Origin of the sequence: Streptococcus sp. CF8_St5-17 (assembly GCF_024295665.1) — a bacterium.
In the GTDB taxonomy this organism is placed as follows: domain Bacteria; phylum Bacillota; class Bacilli; order Lactobacillales; family Streptococcaceae; genus Streptococcus.
Map to the genome: position 1 here is coordinate 22939 of NZ_JANCOU010000001.1, position 21185 is coordinate 44123.

The 21185-nt window shown below is 38.5% G+C and carries 20 protein-coding genes; 4 read left to right on the forward strand and 16 right to left on the reverse strand.

Going from position 1 to position 21185, the window contains the following annotated elements:
- Positions 1 to 114: 114 nt before the first annotated feature.
- The 4 genes from NMM19_RS00115 to rnc all read right to left on the reverse strand — a co-directional run bounded on the left by NMM19_RS00115 (position 115) and on the right by rnc (position 5851).
- On the reverse strand, positions 115 to 693 hold the full coding sequence (locus NMM19_RS00115) for an HD family hydrolase (RefSeq protein ID WP_074324900.1): 579 nt from the start codon (positions 691 to 693) through the stop codon (positions 115 to 117).
- A 180-nt stretch (positions 694 to 873) separates the two neighbouring features.
- On the reverse strand, positions 874 to 1533 hold the full coding sequence (locus tag NMM19_RS00120) for a trimeric intracellular cation channel family protein (protein ID WP_070678091.1): 660 nt from the start codon (positions 1531 to 1533) through the stop codon (positions 874 to 876).
- A gap of 89 nt (positions 1534 to 1622) precedes the next feature.
- Positions 1623 to 5162 (reverse strand): chromosome segregation protein SMC, encoded by a 3540-nt coding sequence (gene smc / locus NMM19_RS00125; RefSeq protein ID WP_178895139.1) that lies wholly within the window; start codon positions 5160 to 5162, stop codon positions 1623 to 1625.
- The gene (gene rnc / locus NMM19_RS00130; RefSeq protein ID WP_006148257.1) at positions 5153 to 5851 is read right to left on the reverse strand and encodes a ribonuclease III; all 699 of its coding nucleotides are present in this window, start codon (positions 5849 to 5851) and stop codon (positions 5153 to 5155) included. The genes smc and rnc overlap by 10 nt, the downstream gene beginning before the upstream one ends.
- Positions 5852 to 6004: 153 nt before the next feature.
- Here rnc and NMM19_RS00135 point away from each other — a divergent pair, with 153 nt between their 5' ends.
- From NMM19_RS00135 to ffh, 3 genes are read left to right on the forward strand one after another with little or no spacing between them, the layout of a single operon-like run.
- Positions 6005 to 6337, forward strand: a complete 333-nt coding sequence (locus tag NMM19_RS00135; RefSeq protein WP_004252600.1) for a putative DNA-binding protein — start codon at positions 6005 to 6007, stop codon at positions 6335 to 6337.
- 2 nt (positions 6338 to 6339) lie between these two features.
- The gene (locus NMM19_RS00140; RefSeq protein WP_049494484.1) at positions 6340 to 6555 is read left to right on the forward strand and encodes a hypothetical protein; all 216 of its coding nucleotides are present in this window, start codon (positions 6340 to 6342) and stop codon (positions 6553 to 6555) included.
- A 17-nt stretch (positions 6556 to 6572) separates the two neighbouring features.
- The gene (gene ffh / locus NMM19_RS00145) at positions 6573 to 8138 is read left to right on the forward strand and encodes a signal recognition particle protein (RefSeq protein ID WP_178895140.1); all 1566 of its coding nucleotides are present in this window, start codon (positions 6573 to 6575) and stop codon (positions 8136 to 8138) included.
- A 183-nt stretch (positions 8139 to 8321) separates the two neighbouring features.
- On the opposite strand, the gene NMM19_RS00150 is transcribed toward ffh, so the two are convergent.
- The 6 genes from NMM19_RS00150 to NMM19_RS00175 form a co-directional block, all read right to left on the reverse strand.
- On the reverse strand, positions 8322 to 9212 hold the full coding sequence (locus NMM19_RS00150; protein ID WP_178895141.1) for an RluA family pseudouridine synthase: 891 nt from the start codon (positions 9210 to 9212) through the stop codon (positions 8322 to 8324).
- Positions 9202 to 9663: a signal peptidase II gene (lspA, locus tag NMM19_RS00155; RefSeq protein WP_049494571.1), complete on the reverse strand. Its 462-nt coding sequence runs from the start codon at positions 9661 to 9663 to the stop codon at positions 9202 to 9204. The genes NMM19_RS00150 and lspA overlap by 11 nt, the downstream gene beginning before the upstream one ends.
- A complete protein-coding gene (locus NMM19_RS00160) occupies positions 9660 to 10568 on the reverse strand; it encodes a LysR family transcriptional regulator (protein ID WP_178895142.1) in 909 nt (302 codons plus the stop codon). The genes lspA and NMM19_RS00160 overlap by 4 nt, the downstream gene beginning before the upstream one ends.
- Before the next feature lie 151 nt (positions 10569 to 10719).
- On the reverse strand, positions 10720 to 11325 hold the full coding sequence (gene sodA / locus NMM19_RS00165) for a superoxide dismutase SodA (protein WP_006150800.1): 606 nt from the start codon (positions 11323 to 11325) through the stop codon (positions 10720 to 10722).
- Positions 11326 to 11394: 69 nt separating this feature from the next.
- A complete protein-coding gene (gene holA / locus NMM19_RS00170) occupies positions 11395 to 12432 on the reverse strand; it encodes a DNA polymerase III subunit delta (protein WP_178895143.1) in 1038 nt (345 codons plus the stop codon).
- A gap of 32 nt (positions 12433 to 12464) precedes the next feature.
- Entirely contained in the window at positions 12465 to 13400 is a 936-nt protein-coding gene (locus NMM19_RS00175) for a dihydroorotate oxidase (RefSeq protein ID WP_178895144.1), read from the reverse strand.
- A gap of 231 nt (positions 13401 to 13631) precedes the next feature.
- On the opposite strand from NMM19_RS00175, the gene gdhA reads away from it, so the two are divergent.
- On the forward strand, positions 13632 to 14978 hold the full coding sequence (gene gdhA / locus NMM19_RS00180) for an NADP-specific glutamate dehydrogenase (RefSeq protein WP_049494576.1): 1347 nt from the start codon (positions 13632 to 13634) through the stop codon (positions 14976 to 14978).
- Between the two features lie 83 nt (positions 14979 to 15061).
- On the opposite strand, the gene NMM19_RS00185 is transcribed toward gdhA, so the two are convergent.
- The 6 genes from NMM19_RS00185 to NMM19_RS00210 form a co-directional block, all read right to left on the reverse strand.
- Positions 15062 to 15517 carry a hypothetical protein gene (locus NMM19_RS00185; protein WP_025170560.1) on the reverse strand — a complete coding sequence of 152 codons (456 nt, stop codon included), beginning with the start codon at positions 15515 to 15517 and terminating at the stop codon, positions 15062 to 15064.
- Positions 15518 to 16159 carry a hypothetical protein gene (locus NMM19_RS00190; RefSeq protein WP_049494577.1) on the reverse strand — a complete coding sequence of 214 codons (642 nt, stop codon included), beginning with the start codon at positions 16157 to 16159 and terminating at the stop codon, positions 15518 to 15520.
- Positions 16156 to 16443, reverse strand: coding sequence for a hypothetical protein (locus tag NMM19_RS00195; protein WP_004252581.1), 288 nt, complete (start codon positions 16441 to 16443; stop codon positions 16156 to 16158). Before NMM19_RS00195 ends, NMM19_RS00190 begins: the two co-directional genes overlap by 4 nt.
- A gap of 265 nt (positions 16444 to 16708) precedes the next feature.
- Complete coding sequence (locus tag NMM19_RS00200; RefSeq protein ID WP_049494578.1) at positions 16709 to 17752, reverse strand: SPFH domain-containing protein; 1044 nt, start codon at positions 17750 to 17752, stop codon at positions 16709 to 16711.
- A gap of 194 nt (positions 17753 to 17946) precedes the next feature.
- A complete protein-coding gene (gene alaS, locus NMM19_RS00205) occupies positions 17947 to 20565 on the reverse strand; it encodes an alanine--tRNA ligase (RefSeq protein WP_178895145.1) in 2619 nt (872 codons plus the stop codon).
- The gene (locus tag NMM19_RS00210) at positions 20562 to 21071 is read right to left on the reverse strand and encodes an LURP-one-related/scramblase family protein (RefSeq protein WP_178895146.1); all 510 of its coding nucleotides are present in this window, start codon (positions 21069 to 21071) and stop codon (positions 20562 to 20564) included. The genes alaS and NMM19_RS00210 overlap by 4 nt, the downstream gene beginning before the upstream one ends.
- Between the last annotated feature and the right edge of the window lie 114 nt (positions 21072 to 21185).

The following is a 21185-nucleotide window of genomic DNA, read 5'->3' on the forward strand; positions in this document are numbered from 1 at the left end:
TCTATTCTCCAGTTATAAATCTATCTTCTATTATACCATAGAAAAAGTAAAAAAAGACGTGCTGAATTGACACGTCCTTGTATTCTATAAATCTATCCGTAGGGCCAATTGTTATTATAAATATAAGCCCCTTTCCACACTTTCCTGAATCAAATCTTCCGTCAGTTTCCATAATTCTTCTGATTCACTTTTTATGAACTTTTTCTTTTCTAATACCATGTCTGCAGTGATATTATCAGGGTTATAATTTAATTCTGACACTTCTAAGTGATTTATCAGTGGTACCAATGCATCGATTACTCTTGCATATCTTGCTTCAGCACTCTGTCCTTTTTCAAATTCCAACCACAAATTTTTCATATTCAAATATTTCTCTTCTGGAAGGAGGCTCATTGTTTTTTCTATAGATTCTAACTCTCTATCATGAGAATGAACCTTTTTTTTATCATCAAAAACCCAAGTATCTCCGGCATAAATCTCACCTAAATCATGAATCAATAACATAGAAATAACTTTTTCCATTTTTAACTTTTCAGGATAATAATCTTGAAGAACTATAGCAGCTATAGCACCTTGCCAAGAATGCTCGGCACTATTTTCAAATCTTCCATCAAGGGTTCTATTAAATCTTGTTACTGACTTTAACTTCTCTATTTCTTTAATAAAATCGACTGAATTCTTTAAATTACTCATTGTAGCTCCTATCTTATTTAAAATTTTAGATATAATACCAAAAAATATTAATTTCATCAAATATTTCCCGTATTTGCAAAAAATAAAATAGCGCCTAATCCATATGAGATTAGACGCTTGATTAAACTTGTAATTTATAAAATATTTATCAATCGAGTGATTGAACTTTCCTACCATCAATCAATTCCAAGTCTTTTTATCCATATTTGGCAAAGAGAGCTTAAACTTAATAATACAGAGTCGAATCACAAAACCGACAATTGAGAGAATGATAAAAGCAGTGATTCTTGGAAAGTGAAGGACAAAGGCTAACCAGTAATAAATAATGCCAATTACAAAAGATAGAAGGGCATAGATGTCCTCTTTTAGAACACTTGGGACTTCATTAATCAAGAGATCTCGGATGATACCTCCGCCAGCTCCTGTTAAACAGGCTAAAATCCCTGCAGACATCAAGTTCAATTTACTATCAGCTAAGGCGGTAGCTCCAATCAAGGAAAAGATGATTAAGCCAATCGAATCAAAGATAAGATAAGCTTCTCTCAGCCACTTATAGAATTTTTTTTCTTGACTAGCATTGGCTTGTTTTGATGTCACAAAGGCATACATAATAACAGCTACTAGAATAGAGACATAAATCGGTCCAGGATCTGCGAGAGCGGATGGAAAACGACTGATAATAGAATCTCTTAAAATACCCCCACCTACTGCTGTTACAATTGCCAATAAACTAATTCCAAAAATATCTAAACGTTTACCAAATCCTTTAATGGCACCTGACGCCGCAAAGGCAATAGTCCCAATATAATTACAAATCATTAGGAATAGGTCAAAATCCATGTAAGCTCCTCAATTTATTTTTGTAACCTTTCTGACTTCTTGAAGGTCATTCTACATGCTCTAGCTTGAAATGTTATATTAAAAACAAACTAAGCATCCATATTTTCTAAATCTTTTAGTTTAACAGATACAATCTTAGAAACACCAGATTCTTGCATGGTTACCCCATAAATAGAGTCTGCGGCTGCCATGGTTCCCTTACGGTGGGTAACAACGATAAACTGGCTATCCTTGTCAAATCGGTTAAGATAATCCCCAAAGCGTTTAACGTTAGCTTCATCGAGTGCAGCCTCTACTTCATCCAAAATAACAAATGGAATGGTCTTGACACGAATAATTGAGAAAAGCAAAGCAAGAGCTGACAAGGCCTTCTCTCCACCACTCATGAGGTTGAGGGATTGGATTTTCTTTCCTGGCGGTTGAACAGAGATTTCAACACCTGCTGTCAATAAATCTCCCTCGGTCAAGATTAGGTCCGCTTGACCACCACCAAACATCTGCTTGAAGGTCACTTTGAAGGATTCACGAATAGCTTCAAAGGTTGATTTGAATCGTTCCTTCACTTCATCGTTCATCTCTGTAATGGTTTCAAGAAGAAGATTTTTGGCAGAAAGAATGTCATCACGCTGACTATTTAAGAATTCCAAGCGTTCGTGAACTTCGTCAAACTGTTCAATGGCATCCAAATTGACTGGACCAAGTGAACGAATGGCTTTTTCTAGATCCTTGACCTTTTGTTCAGCGATTGCTAAATCTTCCAACTGATTAGCTTGCTCCAAAGCTTCTGTATAACTAATCTGGTATTCTTCAGTCAGTTGACCCTGAAGATAGCGAAGGCGGTCCGTAATCTTCTCTTTAGTTGCTTCTGCACGTGTTTGCTTACGAATCCATTCTTCATTTTGCTGACGAGCTTGTTCTAAATGACTAGCAATATCATCCAATTGACCTTCAATATCATCCAGCTCAAACTGCTTGCGAATAAGCCCTTGTTGAATTTCTTCCTTCTGACTCTTAGCTTCTGTTTCCTGCTTGGTCAAAAGTTCCGTATCAACCTTTTCAAGATTGTCTACCTTTTCTTGGAGAAGGCGTTCGATTTCATCTTGCTCCATATCAAGGTATTCAAGCTCTTTGTTAATCCGTTCAATATCTGCAACTTCGTAACGTTTTCGCCCTATCATTTCTGTTTTGAGCAGACGTTCTTGAGAAAGTTTATCCTGCAAGCTTTGATAACGTTCTTGAATCGCATTTTTATTGGACTTAATTTCTTCAATCTCAGACTCCAGCTTTTGCTTTTCAGTTGAAATAACTGCAAGACGTTCTTGGCATTTTTCTTTTTCAGCTTGCCAATCTCCACCTCTGAGATTGTTTAATTCTTTTTCCTGAAGTTCTAAAAGTGTTTCGAGTTCTTCGACTTGTTGGCAAGTTTGTTGATAAGCCAGATATAAGCCTTGCTCCTCTATTCGAGCTTGCTCTCCTTGGGACTTAATGATTTCCAAAGTTTGAGCGAGAGCAGTCAAGTTTTCTTGAAGTGATTTCAGATTTTCTTCTTCCTGACCAAGAATCTTCTCTTCCTTAGCAATTTCTTTTTGCAATTGCTCCAATTCAGGCTTGATGAAAATACTGTTATTTTGACGATTGGCACCACCAGCATAAGAACCACCTGTTCGCAATTCTGTACCATCGAGGGTTACCATCCGAACCTGATAGCGTACCTTACGAGCTGCATCACGCGCATGCTCTACCGTATCAAAGATTGCAGTTGTAGCAAGCAAGTTTTTAAATATAGCTTCATGCTTAGCATCAAAAGTAACCAATTCATCTGCCATTCCAAGAAAACCTGGACTTGAGGCAATCACATCTTGGTTCTGACCAGAAATGCTACGAGCCTTGATGGTTGTCAAAGGTAGGAAGGTCGCACGACCAGCTCGGTTTCGTTTAAGGAAGTCGATAGCCTTAGTCGCAGCCTGTTCGTCTTCAACGATGATATGTTGGCTACTTGCTCCGAGGGCAATTTCAAGGGCTGTTTGATAACGAACATCAAAAGTTAAATGTTCACTGACCGCTCCGACAATACCGCCCAGGCGATTTTTTTCTTGTAGAACACTTTTAACACCCGCATAGAAATTACTATGGTTTTTAAGAATGTTTTCCAGACTTTGCGCCTTGGCCTGCTTGTTTTTCAAACTATCTAGGCGGTCAAAAAGTTGATTTTGCTGACTTTGATAAGCCTGCTTTTGTTCTTCTTCCTGTTTAGCATTCGTCTGATAGTCAGCAAGCAAGGTCTGTACTTTTTCTTTTGCTGATTTAAGAGCAGTTTCTTGTTCACTTGCCTTAGATTTGGCAGAAGCTAATTGTTCCTTCAAGGACTCCAATTGTTCTTCTTGCTTTTGAGTCTGTTGGCGACTATTTTCAAGATCATTTTCAATCCGTGTCAATTGGTTAGAGACATCCGCTTCTTCCTGCAAGAAAGCAACAAAGCGCTCACGCAATTGCTCAATCATCTGATCTGGATCATCAGAAAATGCTACTAACTCAGCTTCTAAACGATTGATCTCCTTGGTATTGACTGCAAGATTTTCTTCTAACTGACTGAGATTTGCTTCTTTTTCTTCCTTCTCTTGAATAAGAACATTTCTCTTTTCATCCAAACTAGCTAAACGAGCTTGAGCCTCTTGTTGATTGAGAGCAACCTGCTCTGTCTCCAGTTTAGACAAGGCCAATTTCCGTTCTAAATCACTGATTAGAGCAGTCAAATCCATCAAACTAGTTTGATCTTTAGCCATCTCTGCTTGTAAATCTTGTCTCTGCTTCTTGAGAGATTGATTTTCAAGTTCTAGTGACTCGCGTTTTTGATAATAACTAGTCAACAGTTCTTGAACTTGGTTTAATTCTTCTTCTGTTAAATTCAATTCAGCCTTATTGGCTTGAATTTGTGCAACTAAAACATCTAAGTAGATGCCTTTACGCTGACTGTCCAAGTCTATAAATTTACGAGCTGTTGCTGCTTGCTTTTCTAAGGGCTTGATTTGATTGTCTAACTCATAGATGATATCTTCCAAGCGGTCTAAATTGTCTTGAGTTTGTTGAAGTTTGCTTTCCGTCTCTTTGCGACGAGTTTTATATTTTAAAACTCCGGCAGCTTCTTCAAAGATTGCGCGACGTTCCTCAGGTTTAGAGTTGAAGATTTCTTCAACCTTCCCTTGGGAAATAATAGAGAAGGAGTCGCGACCAAGTCCGGTATCTAAGAAAAGATCATGAATATCACGAAGACGGACTTTTTTCCCATCAATCTTGTATTCACTATCTCCCGTACGATAGATGTGACGCTCCACCTTGATTTCCTGTCCTGAATCCTTGATGAAACCATCCTGGTTATCTAGAGTAACAACTACAGAAGCATAGTTTAATGGTTTTCTACTTTCTGTTCCTGCAAAGATAACATCTGGCATCTTCCCGCCACGAAGACTTTTGACACTGGATTCCCCAAGAGCCCAGCGTAAACTTTCTGTGATGTTAGATTTTCCAGAACCATTGGGTCCTACAACTGCTGTTACTCCTTGGTCAAAGACAACCTTGGTTTTGTCAGCGAAGGACTTAAACCCCTGAATCTCAATTTCTTTTAAATACATGAATCCAGTCCTTCCTCAACTGCATTTTTAGCGGCTTCTTGTTCGGCCAATTTTTTAGATCGTCCTTGACCCCTACCTAAACTTTGACCCTCGACGAGGACTTCAACCTCAAACATCTTATCATGGGCAGGTCCAATCTCTGAAATCACCTGATAACGAATATCGACATCACCATTGACTTGGAGTAATTCTTGGAGGTGAGTCTTGTAGTCTTTAATCATCTCAAAATCACCAGCCTCAACCTTCGGTATCATGACCTGATAGATAAACTCTTTTACCGTAAGTAGATCCTTATCTAAAAGCAGGGCACCCAAAAAGGCTTCGAAAGCATCTCCCAAGATGGTATCTCGATTACGGCCTCCAGATTTTTCCTCTCCCTTTCCTAGCTTGATAAACTGGTCAAACTGGCAGTCACGGGCAAAACCAGCCAAACTCTCTTCACGTACAATCATGGCACGGAGTTTAGATAGGTCACCTTCTGGTTTTTTAGGATATTTTTTGTACAGATATTCTGAAATCAATAATTGCAGAACAGCGTCTCCTAAAAATTCCAAGCGTTCATTGTGTGAAATTTTTAAGAGGCGGTGCTCATTGGCATAACTAGTGTGAGTAAAAGCTGTTTCAAGTAATTGTTTATCTGAAAAAACAAGCCCAAAACGTTGCTCTAACACGGTTTCTAATTCTTTCATAAGAACCTCTTTCTAAAACATTATAATACACTCCATTATACCAAAAAATACAATCATAGTCAGAAAATAACAGTTAAAATCACTTTTTCTGACTTGTGTTTAAAATCAATCCATTACTAGCAGTTCAGGCTATTTTTTGGTATAATAAATCTTATGGAAATTGAAAAAACCAATCGAATGAATGCTCTGTTTGAATTTTATGCAGCCCTTTTGACTGATAAGCAGATGAACTATATCGAGCTTTACTATGCAGACGACTATAGTTTAGCTGAAATTGCAGAAGAGTTCGGTGTCAGTCGTCAGGCTGTTTATGATAATATCAAACGTACAGAAAAGATTCTGGAAGATTATGAGATGAAGCTTCATATGTACTCTGATTACATTGTCCGCAGTCAGATTTTTGATCAGATCATTGAGCGCTATCCAGAAGATGCTTTTCTACAAGAGCAAGTTGAGATTTTAACAAGTATTGACAATCGGGAGTAATCATGGGCAGTCTAGTTAATTATCAAGGAATACCTTGCAAACTATTAGCCGCAGAGGAACCATTTCCTACTCGACTACAGATTATCTCGCCCAATGATATCTCCAAAGCTATGCAAATAGGTTTTAGCTGTTGGGGATATCCAAATGAAATCATGAAAGAAGTCACACCTGAAGAACTAGAGTGTTTGCAACATTTCGGACGATTTCCACTGAATTGAATAAATAGGAGAAAAATATGGCATTTGAAAATTTAACAGAACGTTTACAGAACGTCTTTAAAAATCTACGTAAAAAAGGAAAAATCACAGAGAGTGATATCCAAGAAGCAACCAAGGAAATTCGTCTGGCTCTTTTAGAAGCCGACGTTGCTCTTCCAGTTGTCAAGGATTTTATCAAAAAAGTTCGTGAACGTGCGATTGGGCACGAAGTCATTGATACCCTCAATCCAGCTCAACAAATCATCAAGATTGTTAATGAAGAGTTGACGGAAGTTCTTGGTTCTGATACAGCTGAGATTATCAAGTCTCCTAAGATTCCTACAATCATCATGATGGTTGGTTTGCAGGGGGCTGGTAAAACAACCTTCGCTGGAAAACTTGCTAACAAACTCAAAAAAGAAGAGGATGCTCGTCCTCTGATGATTGCGGCCGACATCTATCGTCCTGCAGCTATTGACCAGCTTAAAACACTAGGACAACAAATTGATGTTCCTGTCTTTGCTCTTGGAACTGAAGTTCCTGCAGTGGAGATTGTTCGCCAAGGTTTGGAGCAAGCTAAAGCCAACCATAACGACTATGTTTTGATTGATACGGCCGGTCGTTTGCAAATTGACGAACTTCTCATGAACGAGCTCCGTGATGTTAAAGCTCTTGCTCAACCAAATGAAATCCTTCTCGTCATCGATGCCATGATTGGTCAAGAAGCTGCAAACGTTGCGCGTGAATTTAACGCCCAATTAGAAGTTACCGGTGTCATCCTTACCAAGATTGATGGTGATACTCGTGGTGGTGCTGCCCTTTCTGTTCGTCACATTACTGGAAAACCAATCAAATTCACTGGTACTGGTGAAAAGATTACCGACATTGAAACCTTCCACCCTGACCGTATGGCAAGCCGTATTCTCGGTATGGGAGATATGCTGACTCTGATTGAGAAAGCTTCCCAAGAATACGATGAGCAAAAAGCCCTTGAAATGGCTGAAAAAATGCGTGAAAATACCTTTGATTTCAACGATTTCATTGATCAGTTGGATCAGGTACAAAATATGGGACCAATGGAAGATTTGCTCAAGATGATTCCTGGTATGGCCAACAATCCAGCTGTCCAAAACATGAAGGTGGATGAAAAACAAATAGCTCGCAAACGTGCTATCGTGTCTTCTATGACTCCTGAAGAACGTGAAAATCCAGATTTGCTCACTCCAAGCCGTCGTCGTCGTATTGCAGCTGGTTCTGGTAATACCTTTATCGATGTCAACAAGTTCATCAAAGACTTTAACCAAGCTAAACAACTCATGCAAGGTGTCATGTCTGGTGACATGAACAAGATGATGAAGCAAATGGGCATCAACCCTAACAACCTTCCTAAAAACATGCCTGGTGGCATGGATATGTCCGCCCTTGAAGGTATGATGGGACAAGGTGGCATGCCGGATATGTCTGCTCTCGGAGGAGCTGGAATGCCCGATATGAGCCAGATGTTTGGTGGAGGTCTCAAGGGTAAAATCGGTGAATTTGCCATGAAACAATCCATGAAACGCATGGCCAACAAAATGAAAAAAGCTAAGAAAAAACGCAAATAAAAAAGAGAGTGGGACAGAAATCGGTAATTCGTTAGAATTCGATTTCGTCGTCCCACCTCCGCACAGTTGAGTAGGGCTGTAAAAGCTGATGAAATCAGCGTAGTAGAGCCCACTCAACCACTGCGTCTTGATCGACAATCCAAAGATAATTGAGAGGCTGGGACAAAAGTCCTAGCCTCTTTTTTAGTTATTTCTAAGTTTCTCCAAGGTTTGCTTGAATATTTCTGGAATATCAGCAGTAAATTCCATAGTTTCACCGGTTCTTGGATGAGTAAATCCTAGCGTTTTGGCATGGAGAAATTGTCCATGTCCCTTTAGGGTTTTACGAAGTCCATAAACCTTATCCCCAGCTACAGGATGGCCGATATAAGCCATGTGCACACGGATTTGATGAGTTCGTCCTGTTTCCAATTGCAACTCTAATAAAGAATAGTCACCAAAGCGTTCTAAGACTTGGAAACGTGTCACTGCTGGTTTTCCTTTAGCAGTCACAGCTTGTTTCTTGCGGTCTTTTTCGCTACGACCAATCGGCGCCTCAATAACACCTCGGTCATTTGGAAGATTTCCATGAACGATGGCCCAATACTTACGAAGAGATTTCTTGTCCTTCAATTCTTGAGCAAGTGCGATGTGCGCTTCATCATTTTTGGCAATCATCAAAAGCCCAGATGTGTCCTTATCGATACGATGGACAATCCCTGGACGTATCACACCATTGATTCCTGATAAGTCTTTGATATGATACATGAGAGCATTCACCAAGGTACCACTGGTATGACCAGCACTTGGATGAACAACCATGCCTTGAGGTTTGTTGACTACTGCTACATCCTCATCTTGATAAATGATTTCTAAAGGAATATCTTCAGCTACATACTCTAAAACCTCTGGTTCGGGAACTTGATAGGTGATGACATCCCCCTCTTGGACCGTATACTTGGCTTTCTTAACCTGGCCGTTGACCAGGACTTGACCAGACTTGATTTGTTCATTGGCGAGACTACGAGACAATTCTGTCAAATCTGACAAAGCCTTATCTAGGCGTATCCCGCCGGTTTCAATTTTAATTTCCATTCATTTCCTCTTTTAGCATTGCAATTAATAACACAACTACTCCTACTGTCAGATAACTATCAGCCACATTGAAAATCGCAAAATTGATAAAGTCTAAGTGAAACATATCCACGACAAATCCTTGGCTAATGCGATCAATGAAGTTTCCCAGACCACCTGCAATAATCAGAACCAATCCAATGACTGTCCAGAGGGAATCCTCTATATGCTTATGCAAATACCAAATAGCTCCCACCATAACTACTAGTGTTATAACTGCAAAAAACCACTGTTGATCTTGAAGCATAGAAAAAGCTGCCCCCCTATTTTGCAGATAGGTTAAACTCACCAGATTAGGAATCCATGATTTGATTTCACCAAGAGCAATATTCTGAACGACATAAGCCTTTACCAATTGATCTAATACAATCAAGGCTGCTATAATCCCTGCTACTAATACTCTTTTTTTCATGCTTTCCTCTTCTGATCAAAATACTCTTGCATAACTTCTACAAATAAGGTTCCCGCTGGGCTCAAGTCTACTTCCTCACGTTTCACATAAACCATGCGATTATTGAGATTATCATTTAATGGAATAACCGTAATTCCGTTGACACTATCGCTATCTAAGAATCCAGAACCAGTCGCATAAGCATTTGTTCTTTCAAGAATTCCATTTAAAGTAGCGCGGTCTGTTACGTTAAACATCTGAGAGCTGGCACTTGTATCCACAAAGTTTTCTGAGTAATAGAGATATTCATCCTTTTCTTGCGTGAATCGAACTGTTGGCAAATCAACTAAATCTTCCATGACCAACTCTTTTTTCTTAGCTAAAGGATGTCCTTCACGCAGATAGATATGCGTCTGGAAAGGAATCAACTCAATCACTTCAAGGCCTAACTTTTCAACCCGTTGCATGATACCCTTTTGGTTTTGATTGTTGAGGTAAATAATCCCAATCTCACTATGACCTTGGGCTACTTCATCCAAAATCTGAACAGTTGTAGATTCAAAAATACGGAAATTTTTATAGTCTGGGTACCTTTGAGAAAAAGTTGTGATAGTCGGTGGCAAGAAATCATAGTGCTGGCTGGCTATTGAAAACTCATCCTTTTCCTCTTCAGGATTGGCATACTGGTTCTGGAAAACATCAAATCCTTTGACCAACTCTTGGGCCTTTTCATAAAATTCCATTCCACGACGAGTAAGAAAGGTACCCGAACTAGTTCTGCGGAAAATCTTGAATCCTAGCTCTTTCTCCAGATCTCTTACAGAAATAGATAGACTGGGTTGGCTAACGTACATTTTCTCAGCCGCTTCACGAAAAGTACCACTATTTGCAATAGCAACAACGTAGCGTAATTGTTGAATATTCATGATTTCTCCTTCGTTTTCTATCTTATCATTATACCATAAATAAAGCCTATCCAACAAAGGAAAATCATGAGACTGATTCTTCTAATCAAAGCAAACAAAAAACACCTTTCATGTTAGATAAATTTCTAACCAAAAGGTGTTGTTAGTAAGTTTATTTAGCTGCTGCGTAAAGCTCGTCTACTTTGTTCCAGTTAATCACTGAGAAGAAAGCTTTGATGTAGTCAGGACGAACGTTGCGGTATTTCACGTAGTAGGCATGTTCCCAAACGTCCAAGCCCAAGATTGGTTTTTTACCTTCTGAGATTGGTGTGTCTTGGTTTGCTGTTGAAGTCACTTCAAGTTTACCTTCTTTGTTAACAACCAACCATGCCCATCCAGAACCGAAACGAGTAGTTGCTGCCGCAGTAAATGCTGCTTGGAATTCTTCAAATGAACCGAAAGTTTCATCGATGGCTGCTGCAAGTTCTGCTGAAGGAGCTGTCTTTTCAGGAGTCATCAATTCCCAGAAAAGAGCGTGGTTCAAGTGTCCACCACCGTTGTTGATAAGCGCTTGACGGATATCAGCTGGGATAGATTCAACATCTGCAAGCAATGCTTCGAGGTCTTCACCAATTTCAGGGTGTTTTTCAAGAGCTGCGTTTGCGTTGTTTACGTATGTTTGGTGGTGTTTGTCATGGTGCAAGTGCATTGTTTCAGCATCAATGTATGGTTCCAATGCATCGTAAGCGTATGGAAGATCTGGTAAGATAATAGCCATCTGTAATACCTCTTTTTCTTTTTATATAAAAATGATAACGCAAACAACCTATTTTTTCAAGTTTTTTGCTCAATTTGACTGGCTTGCAATTTGCAACAAAGCATTCTCAAACAGGTAGCCTTTTTCGTAAACCCCTGTCTTAATTTGGTAATCTGCTTGGATAAGATAACGAATGGAATCCTGTAAGAAATTCAAGGACAATCCTCGCGTGTCACGAAGGGCAAATCTGATTTGGTAAGGATTAGGATTGCGACCAAGATAGTGACCTAAACTGCTGACCATCTTAGCCTCTGTCTGACCAGACTCTTGTAAAATTTTCACTTGTGTATAGAGTCTGAACTGCCCCAGCATAATGGCAATCAGTTTAATCTCATCTTCTCCCTGCAAGGTCAAATCTTTGACTAAATCACGTGCCTGATCAATCTTCTTAGTCAATATTAACTGGGTCAAATCAAAGATATTATCCTGCAAAGTCTTTGGTATGGCTTCAACAATGTCTTCTTCTGTAATGTCACCATTATCCTTGTAGGCCTGTAAGAAGAGTAGATTTTTCTGAATTTCACTAAATTGAAAACCTGATTTAATAAGCAACTGTTCGAAAGATTTTCCAGCAAAATTCAGTCCTAATTCCTGAGCCCACTCTTGAAAATAAGCTCGTATTTCTTGCTCTTTTGGCTCGATGGCTTCAAAAACTGTCGCATCCCTCTTGAGCAATTTGACCAAACGTCTCTTACTATCCAACTTCCCTTCAGCAAAAATGACTAGTTTACTAGAAGGTAAAGGATTTTCCAGATAGTCTTCAAAAGACTTAAGCTCATCATCAGTTAGATAGCGTTTTTTAGCTGTCGTTATATCGACAAAATGATCTAAAATAACAATTTTTTCATCCGCAAAGAAAGGAAGACTGACCAGCTCTAGTTCCAAGCTTTTGTAGTCTACTTCTTTCATGTCAAAATAAGCAAAATTCAAATCTGCAGGATCGTAGCCGATTTGCTTTAGAACCTGAGTTTTCATGATGTCGTACTGTCCTTGATCGACCCCTGTAAACAGGGTCAAACTCGGAAGGTTTGCTAAGGACAGTTTTCGGCTTTCTTCTATGGCTAGCATTTATTCTCCTTTCTTTTTAATTTAGCTTCTGTTTAATCCATATAATTCAATTTTCCACGGAAATCCTCTAGGCTTTGGTATCCTTTTTCCGTCATAATTTCTTTGAGTTCCTTTGTAATACGTTCAAAAGCACCTACACCTTCTTTATGAAGAGTAGTTCCTACTTGTACCATGCTGGCACCACATAGGATATGTTCAAAGGCATCACGCCCTGTGAGCACTCCACCAGTTCCGATGATTTGAATTTGAGGATTTAAGCGTTGATAAAAGGCATGGACATTGGCAAGTGCAGTTGGTTTAATGTATTCTCCACCAATTCCACCAAAACCATTCTTAGGACGAATTACGACAGACTCGTCTTTAATATAAAGACCATTTCCGATAGAGTTAACACAGTTGACGAACTTGAGTGGGTATTTGTTAAAAATCGCTGCTGCTTGATCAAAATGTACAATATCAAAATAAGGTGGTAGCTTAATTCCTAGAGGTTTTGTAAAATACTCAAAGACTTCTGACAAGATACGGTCTGTTGTTTCAAAATCATAGGCAATCTGAGGTTTTCCTGGAACATTGGGACATGAGAGATTGAGTTCAGTTAGACCACGAAAATCACTTTCTTGCACCTTCTTCAAAATGGTATGAGTTTCCTCTGGAGACATTCCAACTAAAGACAGAAAGAAAGTACGGTTTGGTTCTTTTTCTTGTAACTCTAATAGATACTTCAAATAATAATCTAAACCATTATTAGGCAGCCCCATCGAGTTAATAGAACCTAGTGGAACATCTTGATAACGTGGTTCAGGATTTCCCTGACGAAATTCCAAGGTTGCTGTTTTTGTGACAAAAGTTCCTGCTGCTGAGTTTTTAACACCTTCCAATTCCTCAATGGTCATACAAGTAACTCCTGCTGCATTCATCAAGCAATTATCAAATTCAAAACCAGCAATCTGTGTTTTAGTTGATACCATGATTCTATTCCTCCAGATGATTCCTTTATATCTCCACTATTATACCATACTTTGATAGGACTCTTTTAATAAAACTGACCTCATAAAAATGTTGGCTTTTTTAGCTGAAAAATAGAGCTGTTGCTAAATTGAAAGAATTTTTAGAAAATTTGTGTTTTTTCCTTTACAGTAAAAAATTTTTCTGCTATAATGTCTCATGTAATAAAATATGACAACAAAAAGGAGAACGATATGACATCTGCTAAAGAATATATCCAAAGCGTGTTTGAAACTGTAAAAGCTCGTAACGGGCATGAGGCTGAATTTCTCCAGGCGGTTGAAGAATTCTTCAGCACTTTGGAGCCTGTCTTTGAAAAACACCCTGAGTATATTGAAGAAAATATCTTGGCACGTATCACTGAACCTGAGCGCGTAATTTCTTTCCGTGTTCCTTGGGTTGACCGTGATGGAAAAGTTCAAGTTAACCGTGGTTACCGTGTTCAATTCAACTCAGCTGTTGGACCATATAAAGGCGGACTTCGTTTCCACCCAACTGTAAATCAAGGGATCTTGAAATTCCTCGGATTCGAACAAATCTTTAAAAACGTTTTGACTGGACTTCCAATCGGTGGAGGTAAAGGTGGATCAGACTTTGATCCTAAAGGCAAAACTGATGCTGAAGTGATGCGCTTCTGCCAAAGCTTCATGACTGAATTGCAAAAATACATCGGACCATCTCTTGACGTGCCTGCTGGTGATATCGGTGTCGGTGGACGTGAAATTGGTTACCTTTACGGACAATACAAACGCCTCAACCAATTTGATGCTGGTGTCTTGACTGGTAAACCTCTTGGATTTGGTGGTAGCTTGATTCGTCCAGAAGCAACTGGTTATGGATTGGTTTACTACACTGAAGAAATGCTTAAAGCAAACGGCAACAGCTTTGCAGGTAAGAAAGTTGTTATTTCAGGTTCTGGTAACGTAGCTCAATACGCTCTTCAAAAAGCAACTGAACTTGGTGCAACTGTTATCTCTGTATCTGACTCAAATGGTTATGTGATTGATGAAAACGGAATCGATTTTGACCTTCTTACAGATGTTAAAAACAACCGTCGTGCTCGTTTGACTGAATACGCTGCAGAAAAACCAACTGCTACTTACCATGAAGGTTCTGTATGGACTTACTCAGGCAACTACGACATCGCCCTTCCATGTGCGACTCAAAATGAAATTGACGGTGATGCTGCAAAACGTTTGGTAGCTCAAGGTGTGAAAGTTGTCTCTGAAGGAGCAAACATGCCAAGTAACTTGGAAGCTATCCATGTTTACAAAGAAAATGGTGTCCTTTACGGACCTGCAAAAGCTGCCAATGCTGGTGGTGTTGCTGTATCTGCCCTTGAAATGAGCCAAAACAGTCTTCGCCTTTCATGGACACGTGAAGAAGTTGACGGACGTCTCAAAGACATCATGACAAACATCTTTAACACTGCTAAAACAACTGCAGAAACATACGGTCTTGGTACTGACTACCTTGCAGGTGCAAATATTGCAGCCTTTGAAAACGTAGCAAATGCTATGATTGCCCAAGGTATTGTTTAAAAATAAAGATTATTATCAAAAAAGCAACAACTTATTAAGTTGTTGCTTTTTATCATATTCAAATAAAGTATATCAAACTCTTATTAAGAAACGATAAATGTTTCACCACAGTTTTCACAAGTTAAGTTAGTTCCAATTACTCCATCTGTTGATGTATGACAATTAGGACAGTAGGCCCGTTTTGCTGACAATCTATAAGATAATTGATCTTGTAATACTTTTCCCTTTGTTTCTATAACATCTTCTTCAAGTTCTTCAAATTCAAGAACTGTCATCAAACTTTTATTATATTGTTTCATCCTTGGTTGTATTAAAAATAAAATAAATGATATGACAATAAATAAGAAAAATAATATGAATAAAATTGTAACTATCAAAAGCCACATAAAGTAGAAATCGTGAAGTAATCCTTCTTTTTTTCCTAATAACCATCTTATTTCCTTATCTATGGACTGATAAAATTTCAATCCCGAAACAATACAAATGAAAGATACTAGCGGATAAACAAATTTTGATATCATTAAACGATAGCGTCTCATTTATACTTCCTTTCTAGATAACCATGCACCACAATAATCACATGATTTACCCTGACCTAAGTCAAGCAAATTCTCCCCACTGCATGATGGACAAATAACAGGATAGGTGTTTTTATGAATCTTATGCTTTTCAAATAAGGTGAATAATGCTTGTATCTGTTTTTGTGTCTTAATTTCCTCTTCTCTCTTTGATTCTCGGTAAGTTAGGATCAATATCACAATCAAATTAAGCAAATACCAAGGAATTAAAAGAAATAAAAATCGGATAGACCATTCCCTGGATTTTACTAGTTCAAAAAGTGATGAAAAAGTAATTAAAACAAGCATTTGAAGTAGATTCTTTTGTTTCAACTTTTTCAAGGAAAAGGAATCTTTAATTGTTTTTCGGAATAAGAATAAAATAATTAAGGCAATAACGACATAAGAAATATTTTGGAATGCTAAAAACACTAAACTTATAACAATAGGAATCCCGATAACCTTCCCCAAGAGTATAAAATCAAGATTTTTTAAAATAACATTAGTTGGTTCATCTTCGAGAGCAAAGATAGCTAGTGATAGAACTACAAAACAGAGTATTACTATATTTGAAATTAACCAATGAAAGACTTCTTTCCAATTATTCTTAATATACTGTTTCACCTATCTTCTCCTCTAGTTGCTATATATTCTCTATAAAGAGCTTTCCCATTATATATCTCATCCAAAGCTTTGACTTTAATTTTTATATTTTCTAAAACACCAAAGCTATAAAATGCAAAGGAAGACAAAAAGAAACCTGATAAAGAAAAAATAATAGGTGTCACTATTGAGAAAATCGGCTTACCATATCCTAGAAATAGAGTTGCAATCAATAGTGAAATAAAAAATGTTGCACTTGTTAATCCCATAAAAAGTATACTTAATAAACGAAATACTTGATACATTCACAATATCCTCCTATAATAAATTTCCTAACTGTTTAACTGTCTAGTTTTTCTAATTTTCCTTCTACATTGATACAATTCCATTAATTTAATGTTCACACAAAGAATACATATGTATCAGTATAAAAAATGGGAACTCTGACACAAACAGAACTCCCAAAATAAGCTAATGATTGGGATTAGAAACATGATAGAATCAAAATATTATAAAGATTTTTAAGACATATGTATATTTCATCCCACATTTTATTTTAAAATTTAAACTTTATCTAGGTTGACCGCAATTAGAACAAAACTTAGCTTCTTCAGAAAATTCAGCCCCACACTGACTACAGAACTTAGCTAAAGCATCCTCTTTACTTGAATCGAATTGATTCTGTTCGGAACTATTATTAGCTTGGTTAAGCCCTTCGATATTTCCTACAAGGTTGTTAAGTTTAGCTCCTATTCCAAGACCCATAGCGACTTCCATTCCTACACCCATTAATTTTCCATTAGAATTTTCATTTTTCGCTGCTTCTTCTAGAATATCAAATTTTCGCTCCTCCTGATAGTTATATCCTTCGATATCTCGACTTGTAGTCTTAATTTTAGCATCTACAATTTGTTTATGGAATTTGAAAATATCTTTATATCCCTGACATCCTTGATTAACTTTTAGAGATTCAATATTAAATTCTTCAATACGAATACCATACTTATCGAACTGATTCTCTAAAATCTTAGATAGTTCAAGACCAATTTCATTGCTGTGCATTTCAATATCAATAACAGCAATCTGATTACTATAGACAACTTTTGAAATAGCTGAACTAATTAGTCCAATGGTAGCTTGCCTAAAGCGTTTTTGAAAAATATCTACTGTAATAAGATCAGGCTGACTTGGCATAAATTCCAATAAAAAAGCTTCCAAGTTTACAATTCGAGGAACAAAATTTCCATGTAATTTCAATTCGACAGGAATATCAGTCTCTGGATCTCGTACTAAAATAGCTGAAGGAGTTCCCCAACCAATGGGTTGTAAATCATACAAATTTACGAACCATAGATTTGATGAATTCTGTAAAACACCACCACTGACAAAGGTTTTAAATTCATCCAATAACTGTGTGTCAGAGATTTCAATCTTATGCTTTCCTGCATTAAATCTAGCTAATTCTTTCCCATTTGAAAATAATATTGCACATTGTCCAGGGTTAACAATTAATGTTGAACCAGATTTAATATCCGTTTTAGGATGTCTCCAAGCAAGTATATTTCTGGTATTTTCTCCTTCGTACCGAATAACATCAAACATTTTTAAAGCCATGGTTTCTCCTTTTTATAGTTTCCAAAAATTATAATCAATCAAATCTTATTTTCTTACTTATACTTATATTTATATTATATAATCTCGTTATTAAAAAGGCAACTCAAATTATTAAAGGTTATATCAAGCAAATTGTGACTTAATATGAGCTTTATATGTAAAAATCCCTATCCAAACGGATAGGGATTTTTTGATTACAATTTACCTGCTACGGCATCCAACAATTCTTGGATTTTTGCTTGGTTGCTTCCTCCTGCCATGGCCATGTCTGGTTTACCACCACCACGTCCATCAACGATAGGAGCCAATTCTTTGACCAAGTTACCTGCGTGGATGTCTTTTGTCTTGCTGGCTACAAGAAGGTTGACCTTGTCACCGATGGCTGCGACAAGAACAAGCACATCAGAGTAGTCTTTTTGCTTCCAGTTATCTGCAAAGGTACGAAGAGCACCTGCATCTGATACAGAAACTTGACTAGCAATGTAACGGTGGCCGTTTGCTTCTTGAACATTCTTGAAGACATCGCCGGCTGCAGCTGCTGCCGCTTTTTCCTTCAATTCTGCATTTTCTTTTTGCAATTGACGGAGTTGTTCTTGAAGTCCTTCAACCTTGTGAGGTACTTCTTTGAGTTGAGGAGCTTTCAAGGTTGCTGCGACTGCTTTCAGTGCATCTTCTTGTTCACGATAAGCTTCAAAGGCTTCCTTACCAGTCACTGCCAAGATACGACGAGTTCCTGAGCCGATCCCTTCTTCCTTGACAATCTTGAAGAGACCGATCTCAGAAGTATTGCCAACGTGGGTACCACCACAAAGTTCAACTGAGTAGTCACCAATCGTTACAACACGGACTTCTTTACCGTATTTCTCACCAAAGAGGGCCATAGCTCCCATTTCTTTGGCTGTGTCGATATCAGTCTCAACAGTCTTGACTGCAATAGCTTCCCAGATCTTCTCATTGACTTGTTGCTCAATAGCACGCAATTCTTTTGGAGTCACGGCTTGGAAGTGGGTGAAGTCAAAGCGAAGAAATTCTACTTCATTAAGTGAACCTGCTTGAGTAGCGTGATGTCCAAGGATATTGTGAAGGGCCGCATGGAGCAAGTGAGTGGCTGTGTGGTTCTTCATGACACGGTGACGACGATTGCTATCGATGGCCAAAGTGTATTCTTGGTTCAAAGCAAGCGGTGCAAGAATTTCAACAGTATGAAGAGCTTGTCCATTTGGTGCTTTTTGAACATCCGTTACAGTCGCTACAAGATTTCCTGCAGCATCCAAGATTTGACCATGGTCCGCAACTTGTCCACCCATTTCAGCGTAGAATGGAGTTTCTGCAAATATCAGTGATGCAGTTCCTTCTGCTACAGCTTCTACTTCTGCATTATCTGCTACGATAGCCACCAATTTAGAAGGCAATTGGCTAGCATTGTAGTTGAAGACACTCTCTACAGTGATGTTTTGAAGGGTTTCATTTTGCATACCCATAGATCCGCCTTTAACAGCTGACGCACGCGCACGCTCTTGTTGTTCCTTCATGGCTGCTTCAAAACCTTCACGGTCTACAGTCATTCCTGCTTCTTCAGCGATTTCTTCTGTCAACTCTACTGGGAATCCGTATGTATCATAGAGTTTGAAGACATCTTGACCAGCGATAACCGTTTGACCTTTTTCTTTCAAGTCTGCTACGATAGTTTCTGCAAAGTGTTGACCTGAGTGAAGAGTACGCGCAAATGACTCTTCTTCGCTCTTGACGATTTTTTCGATAAAATCACGTTTTTCAAGCACTTCTGGGTAGTAGCTTTCCATGATTTTTCCAACAGTTGGAACCAGTTTGTAAAGGAAAGGCTCGTTTATGCCCAATTTTTGACCATGCATAGACGCACGACGGAGGAGACGACGAAGAACGTAACCGCGTCCTTCATTACCAGGAAGAGCTCCATCCCCAATCGCAAATGAAAGTGAACGGATATGGTCGGCAATAACCTTGAAGCTCATGTTATCGCCATCTTGGTCGTAAACCTTACCAGATAATTTCTCAACTTCACGAATGATTGGCATGAAGAGGTCTGTTTCAAAGTTGGTCTTAGCACCTTGGATAACAGCTACCAAACGCTCCAATCCAGCGCCCGTATCAATGTTTTTGTGTGGCAATTCCTTGTACTCGCTACGAGGTACAGCTGGATCAGCGTTAAATTGTGACAATACAATGTTCCAGATTTCGATATAACGGTCATTTTCGATATCTTCTGCAAGAAGACGAAGACCAATGTTTTCAGGGTCAAAGGCTTCTCCACGGTCGAAGAAGATTTCTGTATCAGGTCCAGAAGGTCCCGCACCGATTTCCCAGAAGTTGTCTTCAATTGGGATCAAATGACTTGGATCTACTCCCACTTCAATCCAGCGGTTGTATGAATCCTTGTCATCTGGATAGTATGTCATGTAAAGTTTGTCTTTAGGGAAGTCAAACCACTCAGGACTTGTCAAAAGCTCATATGCCCATGTAATTGCTTCGTCACGGAAGTAATCCCCGATTGAGAAGTTCCCCAACATTTCAAACATGGTATGGTGACGGGCAGTCTTCCCTACGTTTTCGATATCGTTGGTACGGATGGCTTTTTGAGCATTGGTAATACGTGGATTTTCAGGTTTGATAGTTCCATCGAAGTATTTTTTAAGAGTGGCAACCCCTGAGTTGATCCACAAAAGGGTTGGGTCGTTTACTGGAACCAAGCTAACGGATGGTTCTACTGAGTGGCCTTTTGTAGCCCAGAAATCAAGCCACATTTGGCGGACTTGTGCACTAGATAATTGTTTCATAGATATCTCCTTATTGTATCATTGTTTGATTGACTTTCTAGCATCTCTACGTAGTCGATAGCGACACAGAGAGAAACAACTAGATCAGCATAAGAATCTTCATAAACGGTAAGATTGTATGTAGAGGTCAGACGAATGAATTCTTTCGAGATTTCTGCAATCACTTGATCTCGGTCATCCAAAAGTTTGAAATCCCAATCCCAAATATCTCCTTCAATGCGAAGACCCAGGTTGTCAAATTCATACTTATCTCTAAAGAAAGTAAATTTCTTGCGGATGTAAAAGCTATCTCCGTTACTCAGTTGAATTTCAAAACGGGGCAAGAAGGTCATGACTTCTTTTCGAATCTCACTGACCTTTTGGTTATCTGCATCATAGATAGTAAATGTTTTGGGAATATTAAAAAAAGAACCTTCTACCTGATAGGCGATTTCTCCCCTATCATCCTTGATATCAAAACGTTCACCACCTATGCGGAATTTTTGTTTGACATGAAATGTTCTCATAAACACCTCCAAAAATAAAAGACAAATCCATATCACGAAGGGCGAAAAACCGCGGTACCACCTTCATTCAATGAACTTGTCATTCTCTTATTCTTATGCAATTGTGTGATTGAG

Excerpts from the sequence above, each read along its gene's own strand:
- NMM19_RS00115 (WP_074324900.1), bottom strand. The coding sequence starts at position 693 with ATGAGTAATTTAAAGAATTCAGTCGATTTTATTAAAGAAATAGAGAAG.
- NMM19_RS00120 (WP_070678091.1), bottom strand. The coding sequence starts at position 1,533 with ATGGATTTTGACCTATTCCTAATGATTTGTAATTATATTGGGACTATT.
- smc (WP_178895139.1), bottom strand. The coding sequence starts at position 5,162 with ATGTATTTAAAAGAAATTGAGATTCAGGGGTTTAAGTCCTTCGCTGAC.
- rnc (WP_006148257.1), bottom strand. The coding sequence starts at position 5,851 with ATGAAAGAATTAGAAACCGTGTTAGAGCAACGTTTTGGGCTTGTTTTT.
- NMM19_RS00135 (WP_004252600.1), top strand. The coding sequence starts at position 6,005 with ATGGAAATTGAAAAAACCAATCGAATGAATGCTCTGTTTGAATTTTAT.
- NMM19_RS00140 (WP_049494484.1), top strand. The coding sequence starts at position 6,340 with ATGGGCAGTCTAGTTAATTATCAAGGAATACCTTGCAAACTATTAGCC.
- ffh (WP_178895140.1), top strand. The coding sequence starts at position 6,573 with ATGGCATTTGAAAATTTAACAGAACGTTTACAGAACGTCTTTAAAAAT.
- NMM19_RS00150 (WP_178895141.1), bottom strand. The coding sequence starts at position 9,212 with ATGGAAATTAAAATTGAAACCGGCGGGATACGCCTAGATAAGGCTTTG.
- lspA (WP_049494571.1), bottom strand. The coding sequence starts at position 9,663 with ATGAAAAAAAGAGTATTAGTAGCAGGGATTATAGCAGCCTTGATTGTA.
- NMM19_RS00160 (WP_178895142.1), bottom strand. The coding sequence starts at position 10,568 with ATGAATATTCAACAATTACGCTACGTTGTTGCTATTGCAAATAGTGGT.
- sodA (WP_006150800.1), bottom strand. The coding sequence starts at position 11,325 with ATGGCTATTATCTTACCAGATCTTCCATACGCTTACGATGCATTGGAA.
- holA (WP_178895143.1), bottom strand. The coding sequence starts at position 12,432 with ATGCTAGCCATAGAAGAAAGCCGAAAACTGTCCTTAGCAAACCTTCCG.
- NMM19_RS00175 (WP_178895144.1), bottom strand. The coding sequence starts at position 13,400 with ATGGTATCAACTAAAACACAGATTGCTGGTTTTGAATTTGATAATTGC.
- gdhA (WP_049494576.1), top strand. The coding sequence starts at position 13,632 with ATGACATCTGCTAAAGAATATATCCAAAGCGTGTTTGAAACTGTAAAA.
- NMM19_RS00185 (WP_025170560.1), bottom strand. The coding sequence starts at position 15,517 with ATGAGACGCTATCGTTTAATGATATCAAAATTTGTTTATCCGCTAGTA.
- NMM19_RS00195 (WP_004252581.1), bottom strand. The coding sequence starts at position 16,443 with ATGTATCAAGTATTTCGTTTATTAAGTATACTTTTTATGGGATTAACA.
- NMM19_RS00200 (WP_049494578.1), bottom strand. The coding sequence starts at position 17,752 with ATGGCTTTAAAAATGTTTGATGTTATTCGGTACGAAGGAGAAAATACC.
- alaS (WP_178895145.1), bottom strand. The coding sequence starts at position 20,565 with ATGAAACAATTATCTAGTGCACAAGTCCGCCAAATGTGGCTTGATTTC.
- NMM19_RS00210 (WP_178895146.1), bottom strand. The coding sequence starts at position 21,071 with ATGAGAACATTTCATGTCAAACAAAAATTCCGCATAGGTGGTGAACGT.